22 protein-coding genes are annotated in these 26,536 nt (G+C 70.7%); 9 read left to right on the top strand and 13 right to left on the bottom strand.

Going from position 1 to position 26,536, the window contains the following annotated elements; genetic code table 11:
- The first annotated feature begins 11 nt into the window (after positions 1-11).
- Together DFR69_RS17295 and DFR69_RS17290 are read left to right on the top strand one after the other, a co-directional pair.
- Positions 12-617, top strand: a complete 606-nt coding sequence (locus DFR69_RS17295; protein WP_110038581.1) for a pyridoxamine 5'-phosphate oxidase family protein — start codon at positions 12-14, stop codon at positions 615-617.
- Positions 618-626: 9 nt separating this feature from the next.
- A complete protein-coding gene (locus DFR69_RS17290; RefSeq protein WP_110038580.1) occupies positions 627-1,373 on the top strand; it encodes a M50 family metallopeptidase in 747 nt (248 codons plus the stop codon).
- Here DFR69_RS17290 and DFR69_RS17285 read toward each other — a convergent pair.
- Both DFR69_RS17285 and DFR69_RS17280 read right to left on the bottom strand, forming a co-directional pair.
- On the bottom strand, positions 1,364-1,846 hold the full coding sequence (locus DFR69_RS17285; protein ID WP_110038668.1) for a gluconokinase: 483 nt from the start codon (positions 1,844-1,846) through the stop codon (positions 1,364-1,366). The two genes, DFR69_RS17290 and DFR69_RS17285, sit on opposite strands and share 10 nt — an antisense overlap.
- Positions 1,847-1,934: 88 nt before the next feature.
- Positions 1,935-3,974: a CocE/NonD family hydrolase gene (locus tag DFR69_RS17280; protein WP_244198311.1), complete on the bottom strand. Its 2,040-nt coding sequence runs from the start codon at positions 3,972-3,974 to the stop codon at positions 1,935-1,937.
- Positions 3,975-4,233: 259 nt separating this feature from the next.
- On the opposite strand from DFR69_RS17280, the gene DFR69_RS17275 reads away from it, so the two are divergent.
- A complete protein-coding gene (locus tag DFR69_RS17275; RefSeq protein WP_110038667.1) occupies positions 4,234-5,037 on the top strand; it encodes a VOC family protein in 804 nt (267 codons plus the stop codon).
- 49 nt (positions 5,038-5,086) lie between these two features.
- Here the strand turns inward: DFR69_RS17275 and DFR69_RS17270 are convergent, their stop codons facing one another.
- Positions 5,087-7,000: an alkyl/aryl-sulfatase gene (locus DFR69_RS17270; RefSeq protein ID WP_373867076.1), complete on the bottom strand. Its 1,914-nt coding sequence runs from the start codon at positions 6,998-7,000 to the stop codon at positions 5,087-5,089.
- Positions 7,001-7,215: 215 nt separating this feature from the next.
- Positions 7,216-8,820: a PucR family transcriptional regulator gene (locus DFR69_RS17265; RefSeq protein ID WP_110038578.1), complete on the bottom strand. Its 1,605-nt coding sequence runs from the start codon at positions 8,818-8,820 to the stop codon at positions 7,216-7,218.
- Positions 8,821-8,945: 125 nt separating this feature from the next.
- Here DFR69_RS17265 and pruA point away from each other — a divergent pair, with 125 nt between their 5' ends.
- The 4 genes from pruA (at position 8,946) to DFR69_RS17245 (ending at position 13,727) form a co-directional block, all read left to right on the top strand.
- A complete protein-coding gene (gene pruA, locus DFR69_RS17260; protein ID WP_110038577.1) occupies positions 8,946-10,598 on the top strand; it encodes an L-glutamate gamma-semialdehyde dehydrogenase in 1,653 nt (550 codons plus the stop codon).
- On the top strand, positions 10,598-11,557 hold the full coding sequence (locus tag DFR69_RS17255) for a proline dehydrogenase family protein (protein WP_110038576.1): 960 nt from the start codon (positions 10,598-10,600) through the stop codon (positions 11,555-11,557). The genes pruA and DFR69_RS17255 overlap by 1 nt, the downstream gene beginning before the upstream one ends.
- Positions 11,558-11,653: 96 nt before the next feature.
- Positions 11,654-13,081 carry an amino acid permease gene (locus DFR69_RS17250; protein ID WP_110038575.1) on the top strand — a complete coding sequence of 476 codons (1,428 nt, stop codon included), beginning with the start codon at positions 11,654-11,656 and terminating at the stop codon, positions 13,079-13,081.
- A 34-nt stretch (positions 13,082-13,115) separates the two neighbouring features.
- Positions 13,116-13,727: a TetR/AcrR family transcriptional regulator gene (locus DFR69_RS17245; protein ID WP_110038574.1), complete on the top strand. Its 612-nt coding sequence runs from the start codon at positions 13,116-13,118 to the stop codon at positions 13,725-13,727.
- Here DFR69_RS17245 and DFR69_RS17240 read toward each other — a convergent pair.
- Positions 13,710-15,776 (bottom strand): AMP-binding protein, encoded by a 2,067-nt coding sequence (locus DFR69_RS17240; protein ID WP_110038573.1) that lies wholly within the window; start codon positions 15,774-15,776, stop codon positions 13,710-13,712. The genes DFR69_RS17245 and DFR69_RS17240 overlap by 18 nt on opposite strands.
- 274 nt (positions 15,777-16,050) lie before the next feature.
- On the opposite strand from DFR69_RS17240, the gene DFR69_RS17235 reads away from it, so the two are divergent.
- Complete coding sequence (locus DFR69_RS17235) at positions 16,051-18,627, top strand: ATP-dependent Clp protease ATP-binding subunit (RefSeq protein ID WP_244198310.1); 2,577 nt, start codon at positions 16,051-16,053, stop codon at positions 18,625-18,627.
- A gap of 52 nt (positions 18,628-18,679) precedes the next feature.
- Here DFR69_RS17235 and DFR69_RS17230 read toward each other — a convergent pair whose 3' ends face one another.
- The 3 genes from DFR69_RS17230 to DFR69_RS17220 all read right to left on the bottom strand — a co-directional run bounded on the left by DFR69_RS17230 (position 18,680) and on the right by DFR69_RS17220 (position 21,657).
- Positions 18,680-19,072 (bottom strand): hypothetical protein, encoded by a 393-nt coding sequence (locus DFR69_RS17230; protein WP_110038572.1) that lies wholly within the window; start codon positions 19,070-19,072, stop codon positions 18,680-18,682.
- A 108-nt stretch (positions 19,073-19,180) separates the two neighbouring features.
- Positions 19,181-19,996 (bottom strand): carbohydrate-binding protein, encoded by an 816-nt coding sequence (locus DFR69_RS17225; protein ID WP_244198309.1) that lies wholly within the window; start codon positions 19,994-19,996, stop codon positions 19,181-19,183.
- Positions 19,997-20,421: 425 nt separating this feature from the next.
- On the bottom strand, positions 20,422-21,657 hold the full coding sequence (locus tag DFR69_RS17220) for a cytochrome P450 (protein WP_110038571.1): 1,236 nt from the start codon (positions 21,655-21,657) through the stop codon (positions 20,422-20,424).
- Between the two features lie 192 nt (positions 21,658-21,849).
- Between DFR69_RS17220 and DFR69_RS17215 the strand changes: the two genes are divergently transcribed.
- Positions 21,850-22,398: a TetR/AcrR family transcriptional regulator gene (locus DFR69_RS17215; protein WP_110038663.1), complete on the top strand. Its 549-nt coding sequence runs from the start codon at positions 21,850-21,852 to the stop codon at positions 22,396-22,398.
- 8 nt (positions 22,399-22,406) lie between these two features.
- On the opposite strand, the gene DFR69_RS17210 is transcribed toward DFR69_RS17215, so the two are convergent.
- Genes DFR69_RS17210 through DFR69_RS17190 form a run of 5 tightly spaced genes read right to left on the bottom strand, consistent with a single transcriptional unit; the run spans position 22,407 to position 26,312 of the window.
- Positions 22,407-23,612, bottom strand: a complete 1,206-nt coding sequence (locus tag DFR69_RS17210) for a cytochrome P450 family protein (RefSeq protein ID WP_110038570.1) — start codon at positions 23,610-23,612, stop codon at positions 22,407-22,409.
- Positions 23,609-24,214, bottom strand: a complete 606-nt coding sequence (locus tag DFR69_RS17205) for a GTP-binding protein (protein WP_110038569.1) — start codon at positions 24,212-24,214, stop codon at positions 23,609-23,611. Before DFR69_RS17205 ends, DFR69_RS17210 begins: the two co-directional genes overlap by 4 nt.
- Complete coding sequence (locus tag DFR69_RS17200; RefSeq protein ID WP_110038568.1) at positions 24,189-24,539, bottom strand: DUF742 domain-containing protein; 351 nt, start codon at positions 24,537-24,539, stop codon at positions 24,189-24,191. The genes DFR69_RS17205 and DFR69_RS17200 overlap by 26 nt, the downstream gene beginning before the upstream one ends.
- Positions 24,539-24,949 carry a roadblock/LC7 domain-containing protein gene (locus DFR69_RS17195; RefSeq protein WP_110038567.1) on the bottom strand — a complete coding sequence of 137 codons (411 nt, stop codon included), beginning with the start codon at positions 24,947-24,949 and terminating at the stop codon, positions 24,539-24,541. Before DFR69_RS17195 ends, DFR69_RS17200 begins: the two co-directional genes overlap by 1 nt.
- Entirely contained in the window at positions 24,927-26,312 is a 1,386-nt protein-coding gene (locus DFR69_RS17190) for an ATP-binding protein (protein ID WP_167456300.1), read from the bottom strand. Before DFR69_RS17190 ends, DFR69_RS17195 begins: the two co-directional genes overlap by 23 nt.
- Positions 26,313-26,536 lie beyond the last annotated feature (224 nt).

The raw sequence follows: 26,536 nt of genomic DNA, 5'->3' as shown, positions 1-26,536 counted from the left end.
GGGAGTGTGTGATGGCCAAGGTGTTCGACCGGATCGACGACAAGCTGCGGGCCTTCCTCGCCGACCAGCCGATGTTCTTCGTCGGCACCGCGCCGTCCGCGGGCGGCCGTGTCAACGTGTCCCCCAAGGGATATCGCGACACCTTCGCCGTGCTCGACGACCACACCGTCGCCTACCTCGACCTGTTCGGCAGCGGCGTGGAGACGATCGCGCACCTGCGCGACAACGGCCGCATCACCCTGATGTTCTGCTCGTTCACCCGGCCCGCCCGCATCGTGCGCCTGTTCGGCACCGGCCGGGTGGTGCGTCCCGATTCGGCCGAATTCGCCGCGCTGCGTGATCGTTTCGGCACCGAGCATCCCGGAATTCGCGCGGTGGTGTCGATTTCGGTGGACCGGATCGCCGACTCCTGCGGCTGGTCGGTGCCCGCCCTCGAGTTCGTCGAGGAACGCGCCGTTCTGGACGAGGCGCACGCCCGCCGCACCGACGCCGACTTCGCCCGCCGGATCGCGGGCGACAATGCCGCCAGCATCGACGGCCTGCCCGCGCTCGAGCCCGATCATCCGCTGCCCTCCCAGGTTTCGCGCGAGCGCACGCCTGGCGCCGTGGACGGTTAAAGTGCGGCGGTGAACACCGGATCCGCCAGCTCGCTGCTCGACCGTCTCCTCGCCACCCAACCCGCGCCCGCGTGGTGGCTGGTGCTCGTCACCGCCGCGGCCGCGGTGATCCTGGTCGGGTACCGGCCGCTGTGGCGGCTCACCAGGGCGGCGGTGACCGTGGTCCACGAGGGCGGGCACGCGCTGGTCGCCCTGCTCACCGGGCGCAGGCTGCACGCGATCACGCTGCACACCGACACCTCCGGGCTGACCGTGTCCAGCGGCAAGCCGACCGGACTCGGCATGATCCTCACCGCCGCGGCCGGCTACCCCGCGCCCGCCGCGCTCGGCCTCGGCTACGCGGCGCTGCTCGGCACGGGCCGGGTGACGCTGATGCTCTGGGCGACGCTGCTCATGCTCGCCGCGGTCCTGGTCAAGGTCCGCAACATCTACGGCCTGCTCACCGTCGCCGTGCTCGGCGCGCTCGTGTTCGGGGTCTCGTGGTTCGGCACCGATCAGCTGCAGGCCGCGTTCGCGTATCTGGCCGCCTGGTTCCTGCTGGCCGCGGCGGTGCGGCCGGTGATCGAGCTGCAGCGCGGCAGGCGCAGGCAGCCGGGCCGCACCGATTCCGACGCCGACCAGCTGGCGCGCCTCACCCATCTGCCCGCGCTGCTGTGGGTGCTGTTCTTCACCGTGCTGTGCCTGGCCGCGCTGGTCGTCGGCGGTGGCCTGCTGCTGGCGCCGGTCGAACAGCTGCACCCGCTGCTTCAGCGGTGATCGGTGCGCCAGGCGTCGATCGCCTCGGTCACCAGGATGTTCGGTGGCGCCAGGGCGTTCAGGCTCACGCCGGGCTCGTCCGGCTCCAGCGGCTCGAGGGTGTCGAGCTGGGAGTCGAGCAGGATCGTCGGCATGAAGTGGCCGAGTCTGCCGGTCATCCGGCGCAGCAGTTCCTCCCTGGTCGCGGCCAGGTGCACGAAGTAGGTGTCCGGGGCGCCTGCGCGTAAGCGGTCGCGGTAGGTGCGGCGCAGGGCCGAGCACGACGCGACCCCACCGGAGCCCTGGTGGTCGCCGAGCCAGGTCGCGACGGTGTCGAGCCAGGGCCAGCGGTCCTCGTCGGTGAGCGGGATCCCCGCGGCCATCTTCTCGATGTTCTCGACCGGGTGGAAGTCGTCGCCCTCGGCATAGGGCACCTCGAGCCGTTGCGCGGCGAGCGCGCCGACGGTCGTCTTGCCACACCCGGACACGCCCATCACCACGATGACGGGTTGAACCACGGCGACCTCCTCCAGGCGAACGGCTCACCCCACCGTACGTGCCTTCGCGCCGACCACGCGCCGATCAGGGAATCGGCCGGTCCGTGGGCAGGTTCACGAAGCTCGGCGCGGCCGGATCCAGCCGCACGTGCTGGGGCGCCAGCTCGGTCGCGTTGAGCATCGGCCGGAACGGCAGCGCCTTGGGCGCGTTGCCCGCGTAGACGTCGATCCGCAGCCGGTGCCCCGGCGCCAGCACCGCCTGGGTCGGGATGACCGCCACGTCCAGGTCGGTCGGCGCGCCCGGTTCCACCGGGAGCAGGCGGTCGACGGTGAGCGGATTGAACGGGGCGGTGAGGTCGCCGTTGACGGAGCGGGCGCTGCGCCGCTCGTCGATGGCGCGCATCGACGAGGTCAGCTGACCGGTGGTGAGCACCGTCGAGGTGCCGTCGGGGGCGACATCGTTGACGGTGACGTTCCAGAAGCCGTCGGCCGCGTCGTGCACGGTGTTGAGGCGCACGTTGATCGGGCCGGAGATCACCGTCTGCTCGGTGATGGGCGCGCTGGTGAAGGTGAGCGCGTTGCGTTCGGCGATGCGGGAGTCCTTGGCGCAGATGTCGAGCGCCGCGGTCATGCCCGCCGAGCCCTGCGCGGCGTCGCGCGAGCAGATCGTGCTCAATCCCGGTGCGACGGTGAGGTTGTCGACCACGGTGGGACCGGTCGCGCTCAGCGATCCGTCGTGGCGGCTGTCCTCGGTGCTGCCGCTCGGGGACGCCGAGAGGTAGACCCGCCGGTGCGTCACACCGGGCATCGGGAACTCGGGCAGCGTCACCCAGCTGCCGCCCTGCTGTTTCACGGTCACCGGACCGAAGGACTCGATGCCGCTGTCGATGTCCTTGAGCCACTTGTCGAACCAGGCGCGCTGCAGCACGTCCAGCCGTGGCGGCGCGCCCGGAACACCGGTTCCCGCACCGGGATTCGCGTGATAGGTGTCGCCGACGACGAGCTGTTTGCGGCCCGCGGGCAGCGGAATCTGCTCGTACAGTTTGGTCGCGCTGTTGGCGAAGATGTCGTGCCAGCCGCCGTAGACGAACGTCGGCACGTTCACCCGGTCGGGATGGCCCATGATCGCCTCGCGGAAGGCCGAGGTGTCGTCGAGGGCGCCGTCGAGCGCCGAGGGCATCTCGTCCAGCGACGGGGTGAGCAGCGACTGCGCGAGCAGATCGAAGTTGGTGGTCGGATCGGCGAGCCGGTCGTGGAACCAGGTCCAGTCGAAACTGCCGTCGGCCATCGAGGCCACGTCGGGGACGAGCTTGAGCTGGTTCACCGAGTTCAGCCACAGCGGCAGGAAGGTGGTCCCGACTCCGCCACCGGGCGCGACCACGTCCCGCATCAGGTCGCTGCCCGGCTCCACCGGGAAGATCGCCTGCAGCGGGGCGGGCGCGTTCTCCGCGGCGCGCAGCTGGTTGATGCCGGAGTAGGAGCCCCCGCTCATCCCGATCCGCCCGTTCGACCACGGCTGGCGCGCGGCCCATTCGATCACCTCGCGGGTGTCGAGCTGTTCCCTGGCGCCCAAGGTGTCCCACTTGCCCTGCGACAGACCGGTTCCGCGCACATCGGCCACGACGACGGTGTAGCCGCCGGCGATGAGCTTGCGGTCGACCCCGAGCATGGTCTGGATCATGCCGCCGTCGAGTGCCTGCATCAGATCGCCGAATCCGCTGATCGGCGTGGTCGACAGATTGAGCCTGCGCACGATGTCGACGGCGGTGGCCTGCAGGCCGGGGACGGCCGCGGCCGACTCGATCAGGCCCGTCATCAGTTTCGAGTAGGGCGTGAGGCTGACGATCGTCGGCAGCGGCCGCGTCTCGATCACGCCCGCCGCGTCGGCGGGGCGGTAGACGTCGGCCTTGAGCACGACGCCGTCGCTCATGGCGATCTCGACGCCGCGCTCGACCCGGACCTCCGGGTAGGCGCCGGGTGCGTCGTGCTGCGCGGTCCAGCGCGCGGCGGGCGTCTCCGGCGGTTGTCCCGCCGCCGGACCGCCGCCGCACCCGAGCACGACTATCAGCGCGAGCATCGTCACCGCCATCCGGACGAACCCGCGTTCCGAACCTCTACCCGCCATTGTGTCGCTCCCCGACCGGTTCGTCTGCACAGTTGACCTAGCACCGCAGGAACAGCGCCGAAACTGTAGCAGTGCTCACGACCGCGGACGGGCAGCCTCGGCCCGCTCGGACTGTCGCAGTGACTACGTGTTGTTCCAGTTCAGCGGCCTGCCGGTCGCGCGCGAACGCGCGCGCGGTGTCGGTGGCTGGTGGTTGACTGAGCGCATGCCGGAGCGGTTCCGGCCGGTTTCCATTCCATCGCCGAGGAGGACGTTCGACATGCCGACACGTGACGAAGCCTGGCCGCAGGGCACGCCCTGCTGGATCGACTGTCAGGTCGACGACACCGCAGCCGCCCGCGACTTCTACAGCGCCCTGTTCGGCTGGACCGTGCAGGACGGCCCCGCCGACGCGGGTGGCTACCTGATGGCGACGCTCGAGGGCAGGCCCGCCGCGGGCATCGGCCCCAAACCCGACAACATGCGGATGATGCCGTCGACGTGGACCACCTACTTCGCCGCCGAGCGCGCCGACGAGATCGCGGAGAAGGTGAGCAAGGCGGGCGGGCAGGTGTTCATGCCGCCGTTCGACGTCCTCGACGTCGGCCGCATGTTCATCGGCGCCGACCCGACCGGCGGGGTGTTCGGCGTGTGGGAGGCCAAGGCGCACACCGGCGCCGGGATCTTCAACCAGCCGGGCGCCTACTGCTGGAACGAGCTGCACACCGGCGGCTACGAGCAGGCCCACGACTTCTACCACGCCGTGTTCGGCTGGACATACACCGAGATCGGCGACGGCGAGAGTTTCACCTACTCCACGTTCAAACTGCCGAGCGGCGGCGAGGAGGTCGGCGGCATGATGGACGCCTCGGCCCTGAGCACGCCGACCTACTGGCTCACCTGGATCCAGGTCGACGACACCGACGGCGCGCTGTCCAAGGCCACCGAACTCGGCGCGTCGGTGATCATGGGTCCCGACGACAGCCCGTTCGGCCGCATGGGGATTCTGCAGGCGCCGCAGGGCGAGGTCTTCGGCATCATCGATCCCGCCAAGGCCGTGGGCGAGGTGCCCACCGGGTCCTGATCCGCGGGGCGGCACGCGCCGGTGCGCGGATCTCCGGCGCGTGCGAGGCCTACGGCGTGACGATGGCGAAATCCGGGTTCGGCTTGTCGATCAGAGTGGGCAGCTTCGCGAGCGCGGTGGCGTCGCCGTCGATGACGATGGCGCCGTCGGCCACCTCCTTCTTCAGGTCGCCGCGGCCCATCAGGGCGCGGATCAGCACCGCGCGGGTGAGGGTGAGCGTCGCGTCGGGCGCGGGCAGCTGGTCGCCGGGGAACCGGTCGTGGTGCACGAGCACACCGTTGCGCAGTTCCACGCGGTGCACCCGGTCGCGTTCGTCGCTGATCCGCCAGTCCGTGCACATCCGGACGTCCCAGGCCTTGGGTCCGTCCAGGCGCAGCGCCATCGCGTCGAAGACCTGCTCCACGCTCAGCGCCGTCGCCAACGCGGCGGAGTTCGCCGTGGTCGGCGTGCCGAACGAGCCGTGGCGCAGCTCGTGTGCGCCGCTGAGGTAGAAGTTGCGCCAGGTGGCGTTCTCCGCGCCGTAGGCCAGCTGCTCGAAAGCGCTGGCCTGCAAGGCTTTCGCCGTCTCGTTGGCCGGGTCGTCGAAGATCACGTAGTTCACCAGCTGCACGACCCACCGGTAGTCGGCGGCGTCGTAGGCCCGCTGCGCGTGTTGGAGCGCGGCGGCGGCGCCGCCCATCGCGGCGACGTGGCGCCGGGCGTTCTCGACCGGCGGGTGCTCCCACAGGTGGGCCGGGTTCCCGTCGAACCAGCCCATGTACCGCTGATAGACGGCCTTGACGTTGTGACTGACCGAGCCGTAGTAGCCGCGGGTCGACCACGACCGCGTGAGCGCGGGCGGCATGGTGATCATCTCGGCGATCTCGGCGCCGACGTAGCCCTGATTCAGCAGCCGCAGGGTCTGGTCGTGCAGGTAGGCGTACATGTCGCGCTGGAGCCCGAGGAACTCGACGATCCGCTCGGTGCCCCAGATCGGCCAGTGATGGGAGGAGAACACCAGATCCGAGGCGCGGCCGTAGCGGTTGATCGACTCGGTGAGGTATTTCGCCCACACGTGCGGATCGCGGACGAGCGCGCCGCGCAGGGTGACGATGTTGTGCATGGTGTGGGTGGCGTTCTCGGCCATGCACAGGATGCGGCGGTCGGGGAAGCAGAAGTTCATCTCCGACGGCGCCTCGGTGCCCGGGGTGAGCTGGAAGACCATGCGCACCCCGTCGACGATCTCCTCCTGATCGGTGCGGGTGACGTGCAGGGTCGGCGGGACGAGGCTGACCGTCCCGGTCGAGGTGGTCTGCCCCAGCCCGGCGCTGACCTGCCCCTTCGGCCCGCGCGGCAGGGCGGCGCCGTACATGTAGGCGGAGCGACGGGCCATCGCGGTGCCGGTGTAGACGTTCTCGGCGACGGCGTGTTCGAGGAATCCGGAGGGCGCGATCACCGGGCAGCGGCCCGCGGCCACGTCCTGTGGAGTGATCACCCCGTAGCTGCCGCCGAAGTGGTCGACGTGGGAATGCGAGTAGATCAGGCCCGTCACCGGGCGGTCGCCACGATGCTTGCGGTACAACGCGAGTCCGGCCGCCGCGGTTTCCGCGGAGATCAGCGGGTCGATGACGATCACGCCGGTGTCGCCTTCGATCAGGGTCATGTTCGACAGATCGAGGCCGCGGATCTGGTAGAAGCCCGGCGCGATCTCGTAGAGCCCCTGTTTCACCGCCAGCTGGGCCTGCCGCCACAGGCTCGGATTCACCGACTGTGGACAGGATCCGGCGAGGAAGTCGTAGGACTCGGTGTCCCACACCACCTTTCCCGACGCGTCGGTGACGGTGCCCGGTTCCAGCGAGGCGATCCAGCCGCGATCGGCGTCGGCGAAGTCGGCGGTGTCACCGAAGGGCAACGTGTCGGCAAGCGCGCGCTGAGCCTCGGCGATGGCCTCGGTCGGGTCGGTCTGCGTCGCCGATGGCGCGATGCCCGCCGCCTCGTCGGCGCATCCGGAGGCGGTCAGGCCGACGGCGACCGCGGCCGCGGCACCCGCCCCGACCCCGAGCAGTCCTCGTCGCGACACCGCGAACCGGTCTCCGTGCGCACCATCCACCACTGCCCAACCTCATTCAGACGATCCTGTGCCGCCGTCGCCGGCGGTGCGACCGGCGCCGCTATTGCAGCATAACTGCAATAGCGTGGTTATGTCCGGGCAATCGGCACAGCGGCCAGCTGGATCTCGAGCAGCAGCCGATCGTCCGGATCGGTCAGGTCGAGCCCGAGGACGGCTTCGGCGCGGCGCAGTCGGTAGCGCAGCGTGTTCGGATGCACGCGCAAGGCCGCCGCGGCGGCGCTCACCTCGCCGTGCGCCCGCAGATACGCGCGCACCGAGGTGCGCAGGTCCGCCGCGTGCTCCCGGTCGTAGGCGTCGAGGGCGGTCAGGCGGGGGTCGTGGAGTTCCGCGCGGTCGCGGATCAGCCCGACGATCTCGGCCAGCAGCACGGCCGTGCGCGCCTCGGCCAGGGTGCTGACGCGGTCGCCGCCGGTCGCCGGGCTGTCCAGGACGCGGTCGACCTCGGCGCGGGCACCGGCGACCGCGGTCAGTCCCGCCACCGGGGCGGCGACGGCGGCGCGCGCGACCAGCCCGCGCGCCTGCTCCAGCTGGGCCACCAGGCGGCGCACCCACGAGCCGACGGCCCGTTCGGAGTGATAGGCGGGCAACAGGACATAGACCCGGTCGTCGATCGCCTCGGTCACCGAGTCCTCGCGAAAAGCGCTGGCGTGCAGGCGGATCAGTCCGCTGGACGCGGCCAGATCGGCGACCGGGCCGAGCGCCGCGATGCCGATCACGGCGGCGGGCCCCGCGCTGGGCAGGTGCAGCGCGGCGGCCACCGACGGCACGTCGACGCCCTCGCCGTGCGCGCCGAACAGCCTGCGCACCAGCAGCGCCTCCGTCGACGGCGCGTCGAGGCCGCGGGCGATGATCCGCGCGGCCACGGCCGAGGCGCCGCGCAGGACCTCGGCGGCGTCGGGCCGCAGCGGCCGGTCGCCCTGCTGCAACCAGATGGTGCCGAGCATGCGGGCCGGTGTCCCCCGCCGGATGCCGACGACGAGCCTGCGGCGGATGTCGAGTTCGGGATGTTCGGGCACGTCGACGACCTCGTCGCCGGCGCGGACCCGGTCGAACACGCCCCAGTCGCGCAGGATGCGCAGATAGTCGGCAGGGCCCTCGCGCCCCAGGATGGAGCGGATGCGCAACTGGTCGGCGGAGGCGTCGGACGCAGAGTAGGCCAGCACGTGGGACTGCGGGTCCTCGATCGAGACCATGCCCCCGGTTTCCCTGGCGACGACCTGGGCCAGTCCGAACAGGTCGGTGTCGGGCGCGAGCAGGTCGGGTTCGTCGTCGCCGGCGACGCGGGTCAGCCGCCGGCGCACCAGCCCGAACACCTGGTCCCATCGCGCCTGCCGGTGCACGTGGACCAGCGCGATGCCCCCGGCGGCGGCCGCGGCGCGGATCTCGGGAGAGTCGTTGGCGCTCTTGGTCATCAGAACGCGGGGCCGGTGCCCGGGTTCCCGGGCGGCGACCGCGCGGAGCCAGGCCGCGGTGGCCGCGGGGTCGACACCGACGAGCAGGTACACGTGCGGCAGCCGAGCGGAGGTCTCCAGTTGTTCGGGCAGATCGGCGGGTTCGGCCAGCGCGACCGAACGCACCGTGACCGTCTCCCCCGCCGGTGCGTCGACCAGGGTCGCGACGGTGTGGTCGAGCGCGGCGAGCAGTTCGCCGAGCGTGGTGGCCGCCTCCGGCATGCCGACTCCTTTGTCCGATCGGACGAGCTATCCACTCGTTCTTTGTCCGATCAGATGATTATGACCGCCGTGCATCGGTGTTGACTACGTCACATCCCGCCCCCTCAGACGCAGGAGCCGCCGCCATGGACGCCATCGCGACCACCCCGCCGCCGGTCAACGAACCGGTCGGCACCTTCGCGCCGGGAACCCCCGAACGCGCCGCACTGCGCACCGCCCTCGCCGACCTGTCGGCGACACCGACCGAGATCCACCACGTGATCGGCGGCCGCCACCTGCGCGGCGACGGTCCGGGCTTCGACGTGGTGCAGCCGCACCGCCACGCCGCGGTCCTCGGCACCCTGCACAACGCGAGCACCGCCGAGGCCGCCGCCGCGGTCGAGGCGGCCACCGCCGCCGCGCCCGCCTGGCGCGCCATGTCCTTCGACGACCGCGCCGCGATCTTCCTGCGCGCGGCTGACCTGCTCGCCGGACCGTGGCGGGCGAAGCTGGCCGCGGCGACCATGCTGGGGCAGTCCAAGACCGCCTATCAGGCCGAGATCGACGCACCGTGCGAGCTGGTCGACTTCTGGCGATTCAATGTCTCCTTCGCCCGCCAAATCCTGGCCGAACAGCCCGTCTCCTCCCCCGGCGTGTGGAACCGGACGCAGTACCGGTCGCTCGAGGGCTTCGTCTACGCGGTGACCCCGTTCAATTTCACCGCGATCGCGGGCAATCTGCCCACCGCGCCCGCGCTGATGGGCAACACGGTGGTCTGGAAGCCGGCCAGGACCCAGGCCGTGGCGGCCTATCTGACGATGCGGCTGCTCGAGGCGGCCGGGTTGCCGCCCGGCGTGATCAATCTCGTGCACGGACCCGGCCCGGAGATCTCCGACGTGGTGCTGAGCGACCCACGCCTGGCCGGTGTGCACTTCACCGGCTCGACCGCCACCTTCCAGCAGCTGTGGCGCGAGGTCGCCCAGCGCCTGGACACCTACCGCGGCTATCCCCGGCTGGTCGGCGAGACCGGCGGCAAGGATTTCGTGCTCGCGCACCCCTCGGCCGACCCGGCGGTGCTCACCACCGCGCTGCTGCGCGGCGCGTTCGACTACCAGGGCCAGAAGTGCTCGGCGGCCTCGCGGGCGTTCATCCCGCGCTCGGTGTGGGCGCGGATGTCGGAGGACCTGATCGGCGAGACCGCCGAGTTGCGCTACGGCGACGTCACCGATCTCACCAATTTCGGTGGGGCGCTGATCGATCGGCGCGCCTTCGAGCGCAACACCGCCGCGCTGGAACGGGCCAAGGCCACCCAGGGGCTGACCGTGGTCGCCGGCGGGCACGGCGACGACAGCGTCGGCTGGTTCGTCGAACCGACCATCGTCGTCGGGGACGATCCCGCCGACGAGGTCTTCCGCACCGAGTACTTCGGCCCGATCCTCGCGGTGCACGTCTACGACGACAGCGGCCCCACCGGCTTCGACGACGCCATGGACCTCGTCGACCGGGGCAGCGCCTACGGCCTGACCGGCTCGATCATCGCCGAGGACCGGACCGCGATCGCCGCGGCGACCGAGCGACTCACCTTCGCGGCCGGCAACTTCTACATCAACGACAAGCCCTCCGGCGCGGTCGTCGGCCAGCAGCCCTTCGGCGGCGCCCGCGCCTCGGGCACCAACGACAAGGCGGGGTCGGCGCTGAACCTGCTGCGCTGGACCTCCGCGCGCACGATCAAGGAGACCTTCACCCCGCCCACCGACCATCGCTATCCCCATCAGGCGCCCGAGACGGAGGTCCGGTGATGTCGGCCCTGCTGCGTTCGCCCCTGCTCGCCGCCGCGCGCTCGCCGCGCCTCGAGCGCGCGATCACCCGGCTGCCCGTCAGCCGGTCGGTCGTGGCGCGGTTCGTCGCGGGCACCACCACCGCCGACGCGGTGCGCACGGCCGAAACCCTGTTGCGCTCCGGACGTTTCGTCAGCATCGACCATCTCGGCGAGGACACCACCGACCTCGCCGCCGCCGAGGCGACGGTCGCGCAGTACCTCGACCTGATCGACGCCCTCGGTCGCCTCCCCCACGCCGAGGTGGCCCCGGGTGCCGTGCGGCCGCTGGAGGTCTCGGTGAAACTGTCCGCCCTCGGCCAGGCGCTCCCACGCGACGGGCACGCGGTCGCCCGCGAGCACGCCCGCCGGATCTGCGCCGCCGCCGAGGCCGCGGGCCTCTGGGTCACCGTCGACGCCGAGGACCACACCACCACCGACTCGACCCTGGCGATCGTGCGGGACCTGCGCGCCGACTACCCGTGGCTGGGCACGGTGCTGCAGGCCTATCTGCGCCGCACCGAGGACGACTGCCGCGCCCTGGCGGGTCCGGGATCACGAATCCGGTTGTGCAAGGGCGCCTACGACGAGCCCGCCGCGGTCGCCTTCCGTGACCGTGCCGAGGTCGACGCCTCGTATCTGCGCTGCCTGGCGATCCTCACCGCCGGGTCCGGGTATCCGATGATCGCCTCGCACGATCCGGCGGTCATCGCGGCGGCGGGCGTGGCCGTGGTGGCGGCGCAGCGCAAGACCGAGGAGTACGAGTACCAGATGCTGTACGGCATCCGCGCCGACGAACAGCAGCGACTCGCCGACGCGGGAAACCATGTCCGCGTGTACATCCCTTACGGTGATCAGTGGTACGGGTATTTCATGCGCAGGCTGGCCGAACGGCCCGCCAACCTCGGGTTCTTCCTGCGCGCACTCGCCGGTGGGCGCTGAACAATATTCACTCTCGGTGCCCGCGGTCGAGCGATGGCGGTGTACTCGGGTGCGTGCATCGCGCAGCGGCGGTGCGTGCCGACGGAAGGAACGCGAATGTCATTCGCAGAGTTGCGCGCCCAGATGCTGCGGCGCAAACCGCTCGTCGAGGTCGAGGACGAGATTCCGAGCGATGAGCGGCTCGCCAAATCGCTCGGTCTGTGGCAGCTCACCGCCATCGGCGTCGGCGGCATCATCGGCGCCGGGATCTTCACCCTCGCCGGGTCGGTCGCCCATTCGGTCACCGGTCCGGCGGTGCTGCTGTCGTTCCTCATCGCCGGTGTCGCCAGCGCGGCGGCGGCCCTGTGTTACGCCGAATTCGCCGGCATGGTCCCGAAAGCGGGCTCGGCCTACACCTACGGCTACGTCTCGCTCGGCGAGCTCGCGGGCTGGTTCATCGGGTGGGACCTGCTGCTCGAGTACATCGCGGTGGCGGCGGTCGTCGCGATCGGCGTGTCCGGGTACTTCGGGTTCCTGCTCGACCAGGTCGGCCTGACGCTGCCGGAGTGGATGCTCGGCGCGCCCGACACCGGCGACGGGCGGGTCGTCGACCTGTTCGCCGTGCTGTTCTGCCTCGGCACCGCGTGGATCCTCTCGCGCGGCATCGGCAGCGTCGGCCGGTTCGAGACGGTCGCGGTCGGCATCAAGGTCGCGCTGGTGGTGCTCATCGTGGCGCTCGGGGTGTTCCACATCGACAGCGCCAACTACGACCCGTACTTCCCGTTCGGCGCCGGCGCGGTCTGGACGGGCGCGGCGACGGTGTTCTTCGCGGTCTTCGGCTACGACGCGATGAGCACCGCGGCCGAGGAATCCGTGGACGGGCGCAAGCACCTGCCCAAGGCGATCATCTACTCGCTGGCCATCGCGATGGTGCTGTACGTGCTGGCCACGCTGGTGCTCACCGGCATGCAGAAATACACCGAGATCAGCCCGACCAGCGGCTTCTCCACCGCGTTCGAGGCGGTCGGGATGCCGGGCGTCGCCAACATCATCGCGATCGGCGCGATCGTCGGCATCATCACCGTGGTGCTGACGTTCATGCTCGGCGTCACCCGCGTCTGGTTCGCGATGAGCCGCGACGGTCTGCTGCCGGAGTGGTTCGCCAAGACTCACCCGACCCGCAAGGTGCCGACCAGGGTCACCTGGATCGTGGGCATCGGCGCGGCGATCCTGGCCGGCGTGCTGCCCATCAACACCGTCGCCGAGCTCACCAACATCGGCATCCTGATGGCGTTCATCGTGGTCTGTGTCGCGGTGATCGTGTTGCGCCGCACCAGGCCCGACGCGCCGCGCTCGTTCCGGCTGCCGCTGATGCCGGTGATCCCGCTGATCGGCATCGGCTTCTCCGCCTACCTCATCTACTCGCTGCCGTGGCAGACCTGGGTGCGGTTCCTGGCCTGGCTGGTGGTGGGTCTGATCGTCTACTTCGGGTACTCCCGCACCCATTCGGTGATGAACCGGACGGCGCCCCAGCCGAGCGAGTAGCCCGGCCCCTGGTGGCCTGTGCTGAGATGGGGCGATGAGCGCAGGGCACGGGATCGAGGCGGCGGACGAGCAGCAGGCGCGTCCGCCGCGTCGGCGCCGCGATCCGGAGAAGACCAGGGAAGCCATCATCGACGGGTTGCTGGCCGCGATCGCCGACGGTGATTTCGCGCCGACCGCCCGCACGATCGCCGCGCGGGCGGGCGCCTCCGAACGCAGTGTCTTCGTGCACTTCCCGGACCGCGAGGCCCTGCTGATCGCCGCCGTCGAGCGGCAGTCCGAGATGGTCGAGGCGTGTCTGGTCGAGCCCGATCCCGGGTTGCCGCTGGCCGAGCGGATCGCGCTCGCGGCGCGCCAGAGCAGGGCGATCTTCGACCTGCAGCGCACACCGCGGCTGCCCGGCCTGCAGGAATCGCGCACGGTCGCCGCCATCGACGCGCGGATGCGCCGCACCGACGACCGCATCCGCGCGACCCTGGCCGCGCTGTTCGCCCCCGAACTTGCCGGCGACGACGAACTGCTCGATCTGGTCGACGCCGCCCTGGCCTGGCCCGCGCGCCACCACCTGCAGGATCGGCGCGGTCACTCCGGCGAGGCGGCGACGGCGGCGATCGAGCGGGCGCTGCGGCTGCTACTCGCTCAGCGCTGACTCCGACGGCACCAGCACGCGTTTGAGGATCTTGCCGGTCTCCCCGCGCGGCAGCGCGTTGAGGAAGGTGACGTCGCGCGGGACGGAGAAGCGGCTGAGCCGGTTGCGGATGTAGGTGCGCACCATGTCCGAATCCAGGCCCGCCCCTTCGCGTTTCACTACGAACGCGGCCAGTCGCTGCCCGAACTCGCGATCCGGGACGCCGACGACGGCCACCTCGGAGATCTGCGGCAGGTGCGCCAGGGCCTCCTCCACCGGTCGCGGGAAGACGTTCTCGCCGCCGGAGATGATCATCTCGTCGTCGCGGCCCGCCACGAACAGCCGGCCCGCGGCGTCCAGGTAGCCCAGATCGCCCGTGTCGAGCATGCCGTCGGCCTCCTCCGGCGGGGCCGCGTTGACGTAGCCGTCGAAGAGCATGTGATTGGCGACGAAGATGTGCCCGGTGACGCCGACCGGCACCGGGCGCAGGTCAGGGCCGAGCACGGCCACCCTGGTGCCCAGCGGCGGGCGGCCCGCGGTGGTCGGTGAGACGCGCAGGTCGGCGGGCGTGGCCACGCTCGCCCACGACACCTCGGTGGAGCCGTACACGTTGTAGAGCACGTCGCCGAAGGTGTCGAGGAAGCGCAGCACGGTGGCGCCGGCCAGTGGCGCGCCGCAGCTGATCACATGGCGCAGGCTGGACAGGTCGATGCCCGCGCGCACCGCCTCGGGCACATCGAGCAGGCGCTCGACCATGGTGGGCACCACGATCAGGGTGGTGATCCGGTGTTCGGCGACGGCGCGCAGACAGTCGAGCGCGTCGAAACCGTCGCTGAGCACGACGGTGGCGCGCAGCGCGGTGCTCAACTGCAGCCCCGCCAGACCCCAGGTGTGGAACAGCGGCGCCGGGATGAGCATCACCTCCTCCACCCGCATCGGAATCCGCGAGAGCAGCGCGGCGATGGTGCCGAAACCCTTGGCGTGCGGGCGGCGCGCGCCCTTCGGCGACCCGCTCGTGCCGGAGGTCAGCACGATCAACCGGCCGGGATGCGCGGGCACCGGGAAATCGGCGCCGGCGCCGGCGATCATGCCCGCGATCGTGGTGCGCTCGGGATCGGGCGGCTCGGCGTCGGTGGTGATGCGGGGCACCGCGCTGTGCAGGTAGCGGATCAGGGTCTCCAGCCGCCCGTCGACGTAGACCGCGCTGAGCCGGTGGCGCTGCACGATCTCCTCGATCCGCCGCCCGGACAGTCCGGCGTTGAGCAGGGCCACGTCGACCCCGAGTTTGCCTGCCGCGACCATGGTTTCGACCATGCCGGCGTGGTTGCGCGCCAGCAGGCCGATGGCATCGCCCGCGCGCAGGCCCTGGGCGTACATCGCCGCGGCCAGCGCGGTGGAATCGGCGTCGATCTCGGCGAAGGTGCGGGTGCCGTGCGGATCGATCAGCGCGAGCCGGTCCGGGGCGTGCGCGGCGCCCGCGGCGTACCCGCCGGCCAGGTTGAATCCCCACTTCGTCAGCGAGCGCAGCTGGCGCACCATCGAGCGCGGTTCGGCTCGGACCAGTCCGGTCGCGGCGATGCTGCGCGCCACCCCGGCGTTGCGCCGCAGCGGCGAGCGTTCGGCGTTGATCACCACCGAGGACCGGGTGCCGGCGATGACGTCGGCGGTGCGGCGCAAACCCGCCTTCACCCAGTCGGTGACCGCGGAATTGCCGCATTCGGCCAGGGCGGGGTGCACGTTGGCGGCGGCGAACAGGGTGATGTCGAGGCGCGTGCGCCGCTCGTCACCGCGCAACCGGACCGCCACGAAACTGCCCAGCGCCGAACAGCGCAGTTCGAAACTCTCGTACCAGCGCCCGATCTCCAGGATGAGATCGTGGCTCTCGATCCCGGCGGCGGCCGACCCGACCCGCACCTGCCACAGGACCGCGCCGTCGGGTCCCTCCACCTGTTCGCAACTGCCGATGCCGGTGAACATCCGTGGATAGCTCTGCGGATCCAGCAGCACATTCCACAGGGCTTGCCGCGCGATGGTGAAATCCGCGGTGACATCGATGACGTCGGTGACCAAACTCCGTGCTCTTCCCGTCGGCCTGTTCGACCAGCTCGGTCGGGCTCGTCACGCTACCTTTCCGTGCCGCTCCAGGATCAAGAATCGGACAAAACCGGTGGTTTGGGACCGGTTCCACCGGAATTTGGTTCGTGCGCCATACCTCGCGATGTTGCCGATGTGAAACTGTCCAACTCCTTGCACCTCGCCGGGGGATGCCGAAGTATTGCCAGCAGTACCAACCCGATCTGCAGGAAGTCGCCGCGCCGCGGCACGACGAGCGAAGAGGTGGGACATGACAGCGAGCTGGCCGGGTAGTTCGATGAATTCCTTCGACGACATCTTCCAGCGATTCTTCGGCCCTGGGATGTCGGCGAAACCGCCCGTTCAACGCATCGACCTGGGCAGACTCATGACGGACAACGCCAAGGGGCTCATCGCCACGGCGCGCGAGGCCGCCCAGGAATGGGGAAATCCCGAGATCACCCCGGAGCATCTGCTCTACGCGGCCACCGAGGCAGAGCCCGGCCGCAGCATCGTGGCCGAGCTCAGCCTCGATCCCGACCAGGTTGCCGAACAGATGCAGGACCACCTCGACACCGGCGCGCCCAGCGAGGACGATCTGTCCGACATCACACTCAGTCCCGCCACCAAGACGGCGTTGCGCGCGGCGCAGCGCCAGGCCGCCCAGGCGGGCAGCAGCTACATCGGTCCCGAGCACATTCTGCTCGGCATCGCCTCGGCCCCCGACAGCGTGGCCGCGCAGGCGCTGATGGCGGGGATCGCGGCCACGCAGAGCGGCAACTCCGCGGGCCCGGCGGCGTCCCCGGGCGGCACACCGGCCAAGCGGCAGCGCAAGTCGGACACGCCGACGCTGGACGAGTACGGGCGCGATCTCACCGCCGAGGCCCGCGAAGGGCTGGTCGACCCGGTGGTCGGCCGGGCCGAGGAGATCGAGCAGACCATCGAGATCCTCTCGCGGCGGCGCAAGAACAATCCGGTGCTCATCGGCGATCCCGGCGTCGGCAAGACCGCCATCGTCGAGGGGCTCGCGCAGCGCATCGTCAACGACGACGTGCCCGCCACACTCGCCGATCGGCGGGTCATCGCACTCGACATCGGCTCGCTGGTGGCGGGCAGCAAGTATCGCGGCGAGTTCGAGGAGCGGCTCACCAAGATCCTCGACGAGGTGCGCGCCCACAAGGACGAGCAGATCGTGTTCATCGACGAGTTGCACACCATCGTCGGCGCGGGCGGTGGCGGCGAGGGCTCGATGGACGCGGGCAATCTGCTCAAACCCGCACTCGCGCGCGGTGATCTGCACGTCGTCGGCGCGACCACGATCGACGAGTACCGCAAGCACATCGAGAAGGACGCCGCGCTCGAGCGCCGCTTCCAGCCGGTGCTGGTGTCGGAGCCCTCGGTCGAGGACACGATCGAGATCCTGCGCGGCCTCGCCGACGTCTACGAGGAGCACCACCAGGTGCGCTACTCCGACGAATCGCTGGTGGCCGCGGCGCAGCTTTCGGACCGCTACATCACCGACCGGTTCATGCCCGACAAGGCGATCGACCTCATCGATCAGGCGGGCGCGCGGGTGCGGCTGCGGTCGGGCACGCCCGACCCGGAGGCCAAGGCCAGGGACGAGGAGATCGCGCGGCTGTACCGCGAGAAGGACGCCGCCGTCGACAACGAGGACTACGAGAAGGCCACCGCCCTCAAGGCCGAGATCGCGGCCAAGGAGGAAGAGCTCGCGGAGTCCGGGGAGCTGGCGGCCGAACCCGAGGTCGACGTGCTCGCCATCGCCGAGGTCATCTCGCGCCAGACCGGCATCCCGGTCGCCGACCTCACCGCCGAGGAGAAGCAGCGTCTGCTCGCGCTCGAGGACGTGCTGCACAAGCGCGTCATCGGGCAGGACGAGGCGATCGTCGCGGTGGCCGAGGCGGTGCGCCGCGCGCGAGCCGGGCTCAAGGACCCGAACCGGCCGATCGGCTCGTTCCTGTTCCTCGGCCCGACCGGTGTGGGCAAGACCGAGCTCGCGAAAGCGCTGGCGGAGGCGGTGTTCGGCGACGAGGACCGGCTGATCCGGTTCGACATGAGCGAGTTCCAGGAGAAGCACACGGTCTCCCGGCTCGTCGGCGCCCCGCCCGGTTACGTCGGTTACGACGACGCCGCCCAGCTCACCGACAAGGTGCGCAGGCAGCCGTACTCGGTGATCCTGTTCGACGAGGTGGAGAAGGCCCACCCGGACGTGTTCAACGTGCTGCTGCAGCTGCTCGACGACGGCCGGGTCACCGATTCCAAGGGCCGCACCGTCGACTTCAAGAACACGATCGTCATCATGACCTCCAACATCGGCTCGGATCTGATCCTGGCCGCGCCGGAGGGCGACCTGGATTCGGTCGTGCCGCAGCTGGAAGAGCGCCTGCGCGGGCACTTCCGGCCGGAGTTCCTCAACCGGATCGACGAGCAGATCGTGTTCCACCGCCTCGACAAGACGCAGCTGGAACGGATCGTGAACCTGATCCTGGACAAGACCCGCCGGTTGCTGGCCGCCCAGGACATCGAGCTCGACATCACCGACTCGGCGGTCGACTGGCTGGGCGAACGCGGTTTCCAGCCCGAGTTCGGCGCCAGGCCGTTGCGGCGCACGGTGCAGCGCGAACTCGACAACCGGGTCTCGCGCCTGCTGCTGGACGGCGGGCTGGAACCGGGGGCCACGGTGCGGGTCGACACCGCCGACGACGACCTGGTCGTCACCGCGGTCGCGCCGAGCGGCGGCACGGCCGACACCAACGGCGCGGCGCCGAAATCGGTGAAGAAGCAGGCCAAGAAGAAGGGGGAGGACAAGAAGGTCGCGGCGAAGAAGTAGCGACGCGACGGTGGCCCGGTCCGCTCGGGACCGGGCCACCGTCGTGTTCGTTTCAGCCGCCGGTGACCACGCAGGACTCCCCGAACCGGTAGCCGCGGCCGACGTGCACGTCGGCGCCGCGACCCACCCCGCCCTGCAGCGCGGCCAGCGTGTGCGGGCCGGTACTGGTGGGCACCCAGGTCAGGTCGGCGATGCCGTCGGTCGGGGTGACCACCGCCAGCAGGGCGCCGTTGTCGTAGAACGAGACGGGCTCGATGCCGACGCTGAGCCGGGCGACCAGGTGATGGGTGCACCCCGTGCCGTAATTGGTTGCGCTGCCGACGCTGAGGCCGGGATCGACGGTCAGCTGCGAGACCGCGGCGCCGGCCGAGGGGGAACCGATGGTCATGGCCAGCAATGCTGTCCCGGTGGCCGCGATGGCGAAGGCGAATTTCCGGTCACTCATATCTCACGTCCTTGTGCTGCGGGGGCCGGCCGAACGCGAGGCCGGCGAGTCGACCCCCATCCTCACCCCATCGCGGGACCGATGTCGGGAGAACACACGAACGAATCGCTAGGCCGCGGACCAGAGGGCGGGGGTGTTCGGCGGCGTCCAATTCGGATCGTGGACGGTGTGCGCCTGCCGGCAGGTGTAGGTCCGGCCCTGGTAGGTGACCTTGTCGCCGACGGCGTAGGTCGCGCCCTGCCGCCAGGCCGCCGCCGCCGGGGCGGTGGTCGTCGTCGGGTGCTGATGGGTGGTCGTCGGTGCCGGGGTGGTGGTGGTGGTGGCCGGCGGTTTCGTGGTCGTCGCGGGCGGGGTGGTGGTCGGGGGTTTCGTGGTGGTCGGCTTCGGCGTCGTGGTGGTCGGGGTGCCGCCGCCGGAGCCGCCGATCTCCAGGTCGACGCAGCTGTAGAAGGCGGCCGCGGTGTCGCCGATGTTCCACACCGCGCGCAGTTTCTGGCGGCCCGAATAATTCGACAGATCAATGGTGTGCGTGACTTCCATCGGCGGCTGTTCGTTTCCGCCGTCGATCACGGCGATACGGGTGTCGCCGAGGAAATACTCCCAATTCAGGGTGCGGTGATTGGCAGTGTTCTTCCAGGTGAAGGTCGTGCGGCCGGACACCTTCTGCGGCACCCAGCCGAGGCTGTCGTCGTCGAGCTCGGGATATTTGTTCGCACTGCAATTGGTGAGACCTTTCGGCCCTTCCACGCTCTGCGGTTCGTATTTCACCGCACCGCACGGGACGAGGCCCCTGGCGCATTGCTCCTGCCTGCTGGCCGGTCCGGTGACCCAGCCGTGCGCTCCGGCATCCGCCGCGGGAGCGAGCAGACTCGCCAGGGGCGCCAAGGCCACGGCACCGGCGACGGACAGAATTCGATTTCGCACTCTCAGTACTCCTTGAAATGCACACGGATGGACGGCAGGAGCCGACATACCGTCCAGGAAAACGATTTTCGGGTGACGCTGCAGAACACTTCGATATCGAACTGTGATGGGGAACGGTAGGGCGAGGTGGTGCACCCGTCAAGGAGTGGCGCAGCGGCGAATTCGATTACCGGCGGGTAGACGGCGACGGAATGGATGCCCGTGCGAAGTTGCGAAGTGTGCGTGTTTCAACCCGACCGGTTCGATCCGGAGGCAACCGCTCGGCTAATCGGCCAGTTCACAGCGGCGCACGGGTTTGCGGGAAGTTGGCCGCCCGCGCGGACGGCGGCCGGGAGCGCGGCGCCGCGGTACTCCGGCGACGCCGTGTCCGCGGGCTCGCGAATGTTGCGCGAGGTCCGGCGAATTCGTCCGCCGGGCACGGCGGCTCAGCGGGTCACGCGCAGCGGCAGGGTGGCGTGGCGGCGGACGAACAGGCTCGGCACCCAGCGCGGCGGCATCTCCTCGAGCAGGGTGAACTCGGTGCTGCGCTCGAGCAGCAGGGTGATGGCGGCGCTCGCCTCGAGCCGGGCCAGTGCCGAGCCGATGCAGAAGTGCGCGCCGGCGCCGAAGGCCACGTGCGCGCGCACGCGGGGACGGTCCAGATCGAGGGTGTCCGGGTCGCGGAACATCGCGGGGTCGCGGTTGGCGGCACCCCACAGCAACAGCAGGTGGCTGCCGGCGGGCAGGTCGACGCCGCAGAGCTGGGTGTCGGCGACCACGTGCCGGTGGTGGCCGCGGAAGGGCGATTCCAGCCGCAGCGCTTCCTCCAGGAACGCGGGCAGCAGGTCGGGCCGGGCGCGCAGACGCGCCTGCAGCTCCGGATCGGCGGCGAGCAGCCGCGCCGCCGCGGCGATCAATCCCGCGGTCGATTCACCGCCCGCGCCGATCAACTGCACGAGGATGAGGACCGCCTGCTGGTCGTCGATCCGGCCGGCCGCCACCGCCGCCGCCAGCACATCGATCAGCGCGGCGGGCGAGTCCGCAGCGACCGGCCGGTCCTTCGCCGCCGTGACGGCTCGGTGGGCGTACTGGGCGAGTTCGGCGGCCGAACCCACCAGGGCGGTCATCCGGTCGTCGGCGACGACGCCGCCGAGCATCTCCGTGGAGTCGTAGGCCCACCCGAGCAGCCGGGGCACATCGGCGCCGGGCAGGCCCACGAGTTCGGCGATCAGGGCCAGCGGCAGGCGATCCGCCATCCCGGTCGCCCAGTCGATCCGGTCGCCGTCGAGTTCCTCCGCCCACAACCTTTCGGCGAGCGCGGAGACCGTCGGCCCCATGCCCCGCACCCGCTTGGCCAACGCGGGGCCGACGATGCCGCGATGCACCGCGTGCACATCGGCATCGGCCGTCGCGAGCACGTGCACGGCTTGGCCCGTGGCATCGAGATCGAAGGTCGTCGGCGCCGCGCCGGGCCGGGCGACGAGCACGCCGGTCAGGTGCGAGGAGAAGTCGGCCGGGCGTGCGGTGGCCTCGGTGACCGCCGCCCACGAGGACACGAGGAAGAAGTCGGTGCCGGGGACCCGGTGGACCGGCGCGTGCTCGCGCAGGGCGCGATAGAGCGGGTAGGGATCGTCGAGCACCGCTGGGTCGAAGGGGTCGATCGCCGCGAGTCCGGTGGTCATGGCCGCCGCCTTTCCTGGTCGGTTCGTCGGCGCTCACGGTTCCCGGCGCGGACCGTCCCGACAACACCTGTCTCACCTCGAGACAGGATCGCCGCCCAGCAGTCAGCGGCGTCGCAGCCGAAACAGCCTCCGGCCAGGACACAGTGGGCTAGACATATCTCGTGAACTGTCTCAGCACGAGAAGGAGTGGCGATGCCGTCCGATTGGCTCACCGACGGTGATCGCGGCGCCGTCGCGGTCGACCGCATCGAACGGGCGGCCCTCGCGCTGTTCCTCGAACGCGGCATCGACAAGGTCACCGCCGACGACATCGCCGCCGCGGCGGGGTGCTCGCGCGCGACGCTGTACCGGCACGTCGGCGGCAAGCCGCGACTGGTGCGCGCGGTGATGGTCAGGGCGGCGGAGACCGTCGTGGCGCGCGTCGACGCGGCCGTCGCACGGGTTCCGCCGCGGCGCAGGCCCGTCGAGGCCATCCTGGCCGCCGTCGCCGCGATTCGCGCCGACCCGGTCCTGCGGCAGTGGCTGATCCGGCACCGCTCCCCCGACACCGACGACCTGCTGGCCGGCGCTCCGGAACTCGGTCGCATCGCGACCACGCTGACCCACATCGCCCCCGCCGACGCGGCCGCGGGCTGGATCGTACGGGTGGTGCTGTCGCTGCTCACCTGGCCGCTGCCCGATGCGGCGGCCGAGCGGCAGCTGGTGGAACGGTTCGTGGGACCGGCCCTGCGCACCGCCTGACGGCACGGTCAGGGCATCGGCAGCGGCGCGGTCTTCGGGAACTCCACCGGCAGCGCGGCCAGCGACCGGTGGAAGGGGCCCGGACGCCACACGAGGTCCTCGGCGGCCACCGCCAGCCGCATTTCCGGCAGAGCGTCGAGCAATTGGTCGATCGCGTCCTGCACGATCAGGTACGCCACCGATTTGGCGGGGCAGCCGTGCGGACCCGCGCTCCACGCCAGATGCGCCCGGTTGTCGACGACGTCGCGTCCGGCGATCGCCGGATCGTTGTTGCACGCCGACATGCTGATCACGACCGGCTCGTGCGCGGGCAGCCAGGTGTCGTCCACCAGGATGGGCTGGCGCGGGTAGGTCATGCAGAAGTTGGCCAGCGGCGGGTCGGTGAAGAGCACCTCGTCGAGGGCATCGCGGGTCGACATGCTGCCGCCGAGCACATCGCCGGCGAAGCGCCGGTCGGTGAGCATCAATCGCAGGGTGTTGACCACGAGATTCAGCATGGGCTCGATGCCCGCGCCGTAGAGCACCAGCAGCTGGTGGACCAGTTCCTCGTCGGTGAGGGCGGCCGGATGATCGAGCAGGCGCGTGGCGACGTCGTCGCCCGGCTCGCGCTGACGCAGCGTCACCAGGTCCGCGAGCGCGGTGGCGAGCAGTTCGTTGCCCGCCTCGGCGTCGTTGCCCTCGAAGATCTGCGCCATTCCGGTGGCCACGCGCTGCCCGATCTGCGGCGTGCAGCCGAGCATGGCGTTGAGCGCCTGGAACACCAGCGGAAACGCGTACTGGCTCAGCAGGTCCGCCGACCCGGTCGCGCAGAAGCTGTTGATCAGCGGGATCGCGAACCGTTCCACGGTGCTGTGCATCGCGTAGAGATCCACCCCGGCGATCGCGGCGACATTGGCCTGCCGGTACCTGGTGTGCTCGGCGCCGGTGGTGCGCAGCGCGGCCGGGCGGAACTGCAGCATCGGCAGCACCGGGCAGTCCTGCGGAATGTTGCGCTGCCACATGCGCGGATCGGCCGGGAAGTGCTCGGGGTCGTTGAGGATCCGGACCGCCGTGTGATAGCCGATCACCAGCGTGGCGTTGATGCCGGGCGACAGCTCCACCGGCACCAGGGCGCCGAAACGCTGCCGCATCGCGCGGTAGGCGGCCTGCGGGTCGGCGGCGAACTCGGGCGCGTACATGGGCACCCGCTCGCCGACCGCGAGGTCGAGCGTCATGACACCGCCGCGGCTTCCTGCCGCTGGAACAGGTACTCCGCCAGCGTGATCAGCGCGCGCAGGCCGTGATCGCGGCGCCGGGCGTCGACGGCGACCACGGGGGTCTCCGGCGCCAGGTCCAGCGCCTCACGGACCTCCTCGAGCGGGTAGCGCCGGAAGCCCTCGAACTCGTTGACCGCCACCGCGTACGGCACGCCGCGCAGTTCCAGCGCGGCGAGCACGTCATCGGCCTTCTCGATGCGCCGGGTGTCGACGAGGACCAGCGCGCCGAGCGCGCCGCGGGCCAGCTCCTCCCACAGCGGGGCGAAGCGCTCCTGGCCGGGCGTGCCGAACAGGTACAGCGCCAGTTGCGGATTCAGGGTGATGCGGCCGAAGTCGAGCGCGACGGTGGTCTGCACCTTGGTGCCGAGCCCGGCCATGTCGTCGACGCCGATGCTGGCCTCGGTGATGGTCTCCTCGGTGCGCAGCGGGCGGATCTCGGAGACCCCGCAGACGAACGTCGTCTTGCCGACGCCGAAGTTCCCGGCGACCAGGATCTTCACCGACCGGGTGACGGTCTCGGGGACGTAATCGACCTCAGCCCGCGATGGCACGGAGACCATGCAGCACCTCCTTGATCAACGCGAGTTCCGGCTTCACCTGAGCCGGGGTGGGGCAGTGCAGATGTCCGCTGTCGAGCAGATCGGACACGATGATCTTGACGACCGACGCGGGCAGGTCCAGATACGCCGACAGCTCGGCGATCGACAGCGCGCCGCGCCGGCTGGTGAGCGCGAGGACCCGGCGCTCGTCGGGGCGATGATCGGGGCGCGCGTCGGCGACGGCGCGGACCAGGGTCACCAGATCCAGTTCATGCGCGGCCCGTACCCGGCCGCCGGTGCGCACATACGACCTGACCAGGTCGGGATCCCGCCTGCCCCGGCTCATTACCGGCCACCGTTGCGGGGCGCGCTGCCGATCTCGTGGCCGACCCGGGAGGCCAGTTCGTTCATCCGGTGCGCGACCAGGGCGACGTCGACGTCGACCGTGGTCGCCACGCCGAGTAGCGCGCCCGCGCCCGCCGCGGTGATCATGATCATGCCCTCGTCGTACTCGGTCATGTTCTGGCGCACCGCGTTCGACGGGCCGCCACAGAACTCGCCGAGCGCCTTGCCGAGCGAGCGGAGCCCCGAGGCCGCCGCCGCGAACCGTTCGGCGTCGTCCTTGGCGACGCCGCGGGAGTGCGCGATCCGCAGTCCGTCGTCGGACAGCAGCACCGCGAAACGGACCCCGGGGATCTGCAGATCCTCGAGCAGCCACGCCAATCGGTTCGTGCTATCGGCCACCGGTGTGCTCATCGGCTGTTCCTTCCGTCGTTCGCTCGGCCGCCGCGCGGCCGCTACGGGAACCGCTGTGCCAGGCAGCGGCGAGTTCCGGGCGCGGCTGCCCCGATTCGCCGGGCACCCCCGACCGATCCGGCGCGACCGGCCTGCGGCGGCGCTTGGGTAATCCCCCACTGGTGATCTCGTGGATCTCCGCTCCCGGTGTCTCGTTCTCGGCCGGTACCGGGACGGGCACCGGAACATGGGCGGGCGCGGCGAGTTCGGGCTCCGGCAGCCGCGGCGCGGCGCCACTGACGAGCAGGGCCGAAGGCACGTAGACCATCGCGCGCATGCCACCGAAGATGTTGGGCCCGTCGACGTGCACGGAGAACCCGTACCGGCGCGCCAGCGCCGCGATACCGGGGAACCCGACCTTGGGCGCCGGGCCCAGATCGTGGATGTCGACGGCGCGTTCGCCGCTGAGCACCTGGCGGGCGTCCTCGAGCTGCTCGGGACTCATCCGCATGCCCGCGTCGTCGATGATGACGGTGACGCCGTGGTGGCCCTCCTGGAACCCGACCTCGACGAACGAGGACGGCGGCGAGTACCGCAACGCGTTGTCCAGCAGCGTGGCCAGCGTGTGCACGAGCGGTTCGACCGCGCGGCTGATGACCACGCGATCCGACTGCCCGGACCGCACCCGCAGGAATTCCCTGACCCGTCCGGTCGCGCCACCCGCCACGTCGGTGAGCGACTGCTGCGGCCAGCGGCGGCCCGGCAGACCGCCGGAGACGATCACATAGGACTGCGCCTGGCGGATCATCTGCTGCACGGTGTGGTCGATGCGGGTCAGCGTCTCGTAGATCGCGTCGTCGCGGTGCTCGCGCAGGGCGGCGCTCACCACCTGGCCGAGGTCGGTGCCGAGGCTGACCACCGAGGTGCCGAACGAGCGCACCGCGGCACTCGTCGCGGCCCGCGAGGTCGCCGCCACCTCGGCCCTGGCCGCCTCGTCGGCGGCCTGCACCTCGGCGAGCCGGCGTTGCTCGCCGTATCGCTCGACCATGACCCTGGTCTCCTCGGTGACCGTGCGCAGGTCCTCCGCGTGGCCGGTGGCGATCTGCTGCAGCACCTCGGCGTAGCGCGAGTCGCGCAGCTCCACGGGCACATCCACCGCGACGGCGGGGATGTCGTGGCGGCGCACCGCCTCGGTGATCGCGGGCAGGGTGGTGTGCGCCAGCTGGATCAGGGCGTTCTCGCACGCGACGCGCTCGCGGATGGCCGCGTCGGCGCGGCGCCGTTGCTGGCGTTCGTTGCGCATGGCCAGGATCGTCACGGCCATCGCGAGCAGCAACAGCGGCGCTCCGATGACGAGTAACAGCACCGCGATTCCTGAGTTCATCAGATCTTTCGTCGTCGTCGACCACACACGGCTGGGTCGGTGGGTCCCTCACCGGTCGGCCCGGGGAGGCGTGCGCGCGACCGCGAGGCGGGCGCGAATATCCGATTCACATGCCCCGCTGCCTGCGACTCGCACACAGTAGCAGCACCGTGCGGACCTCGTCGTGGATCATCCTGTCCGCCATCATAATTCCGACCCGGATGGGCTGGACCATGCACTATTCT

Source organism: Nocardia neocaledoniensis (assembly GCF_003182135.1).
GTDB classification, from domain to species: Bacteria; Actinomycetota; Actinomycetes; order Mycobacteriales; family Mycobacteriaceae; genus Nocardia; species Nocardia neocaledoniensis.
Note: the sequence above shows the minus strand (reverse complement) of the source record. Positions and strands in the feature narration are given on the sequence as shown.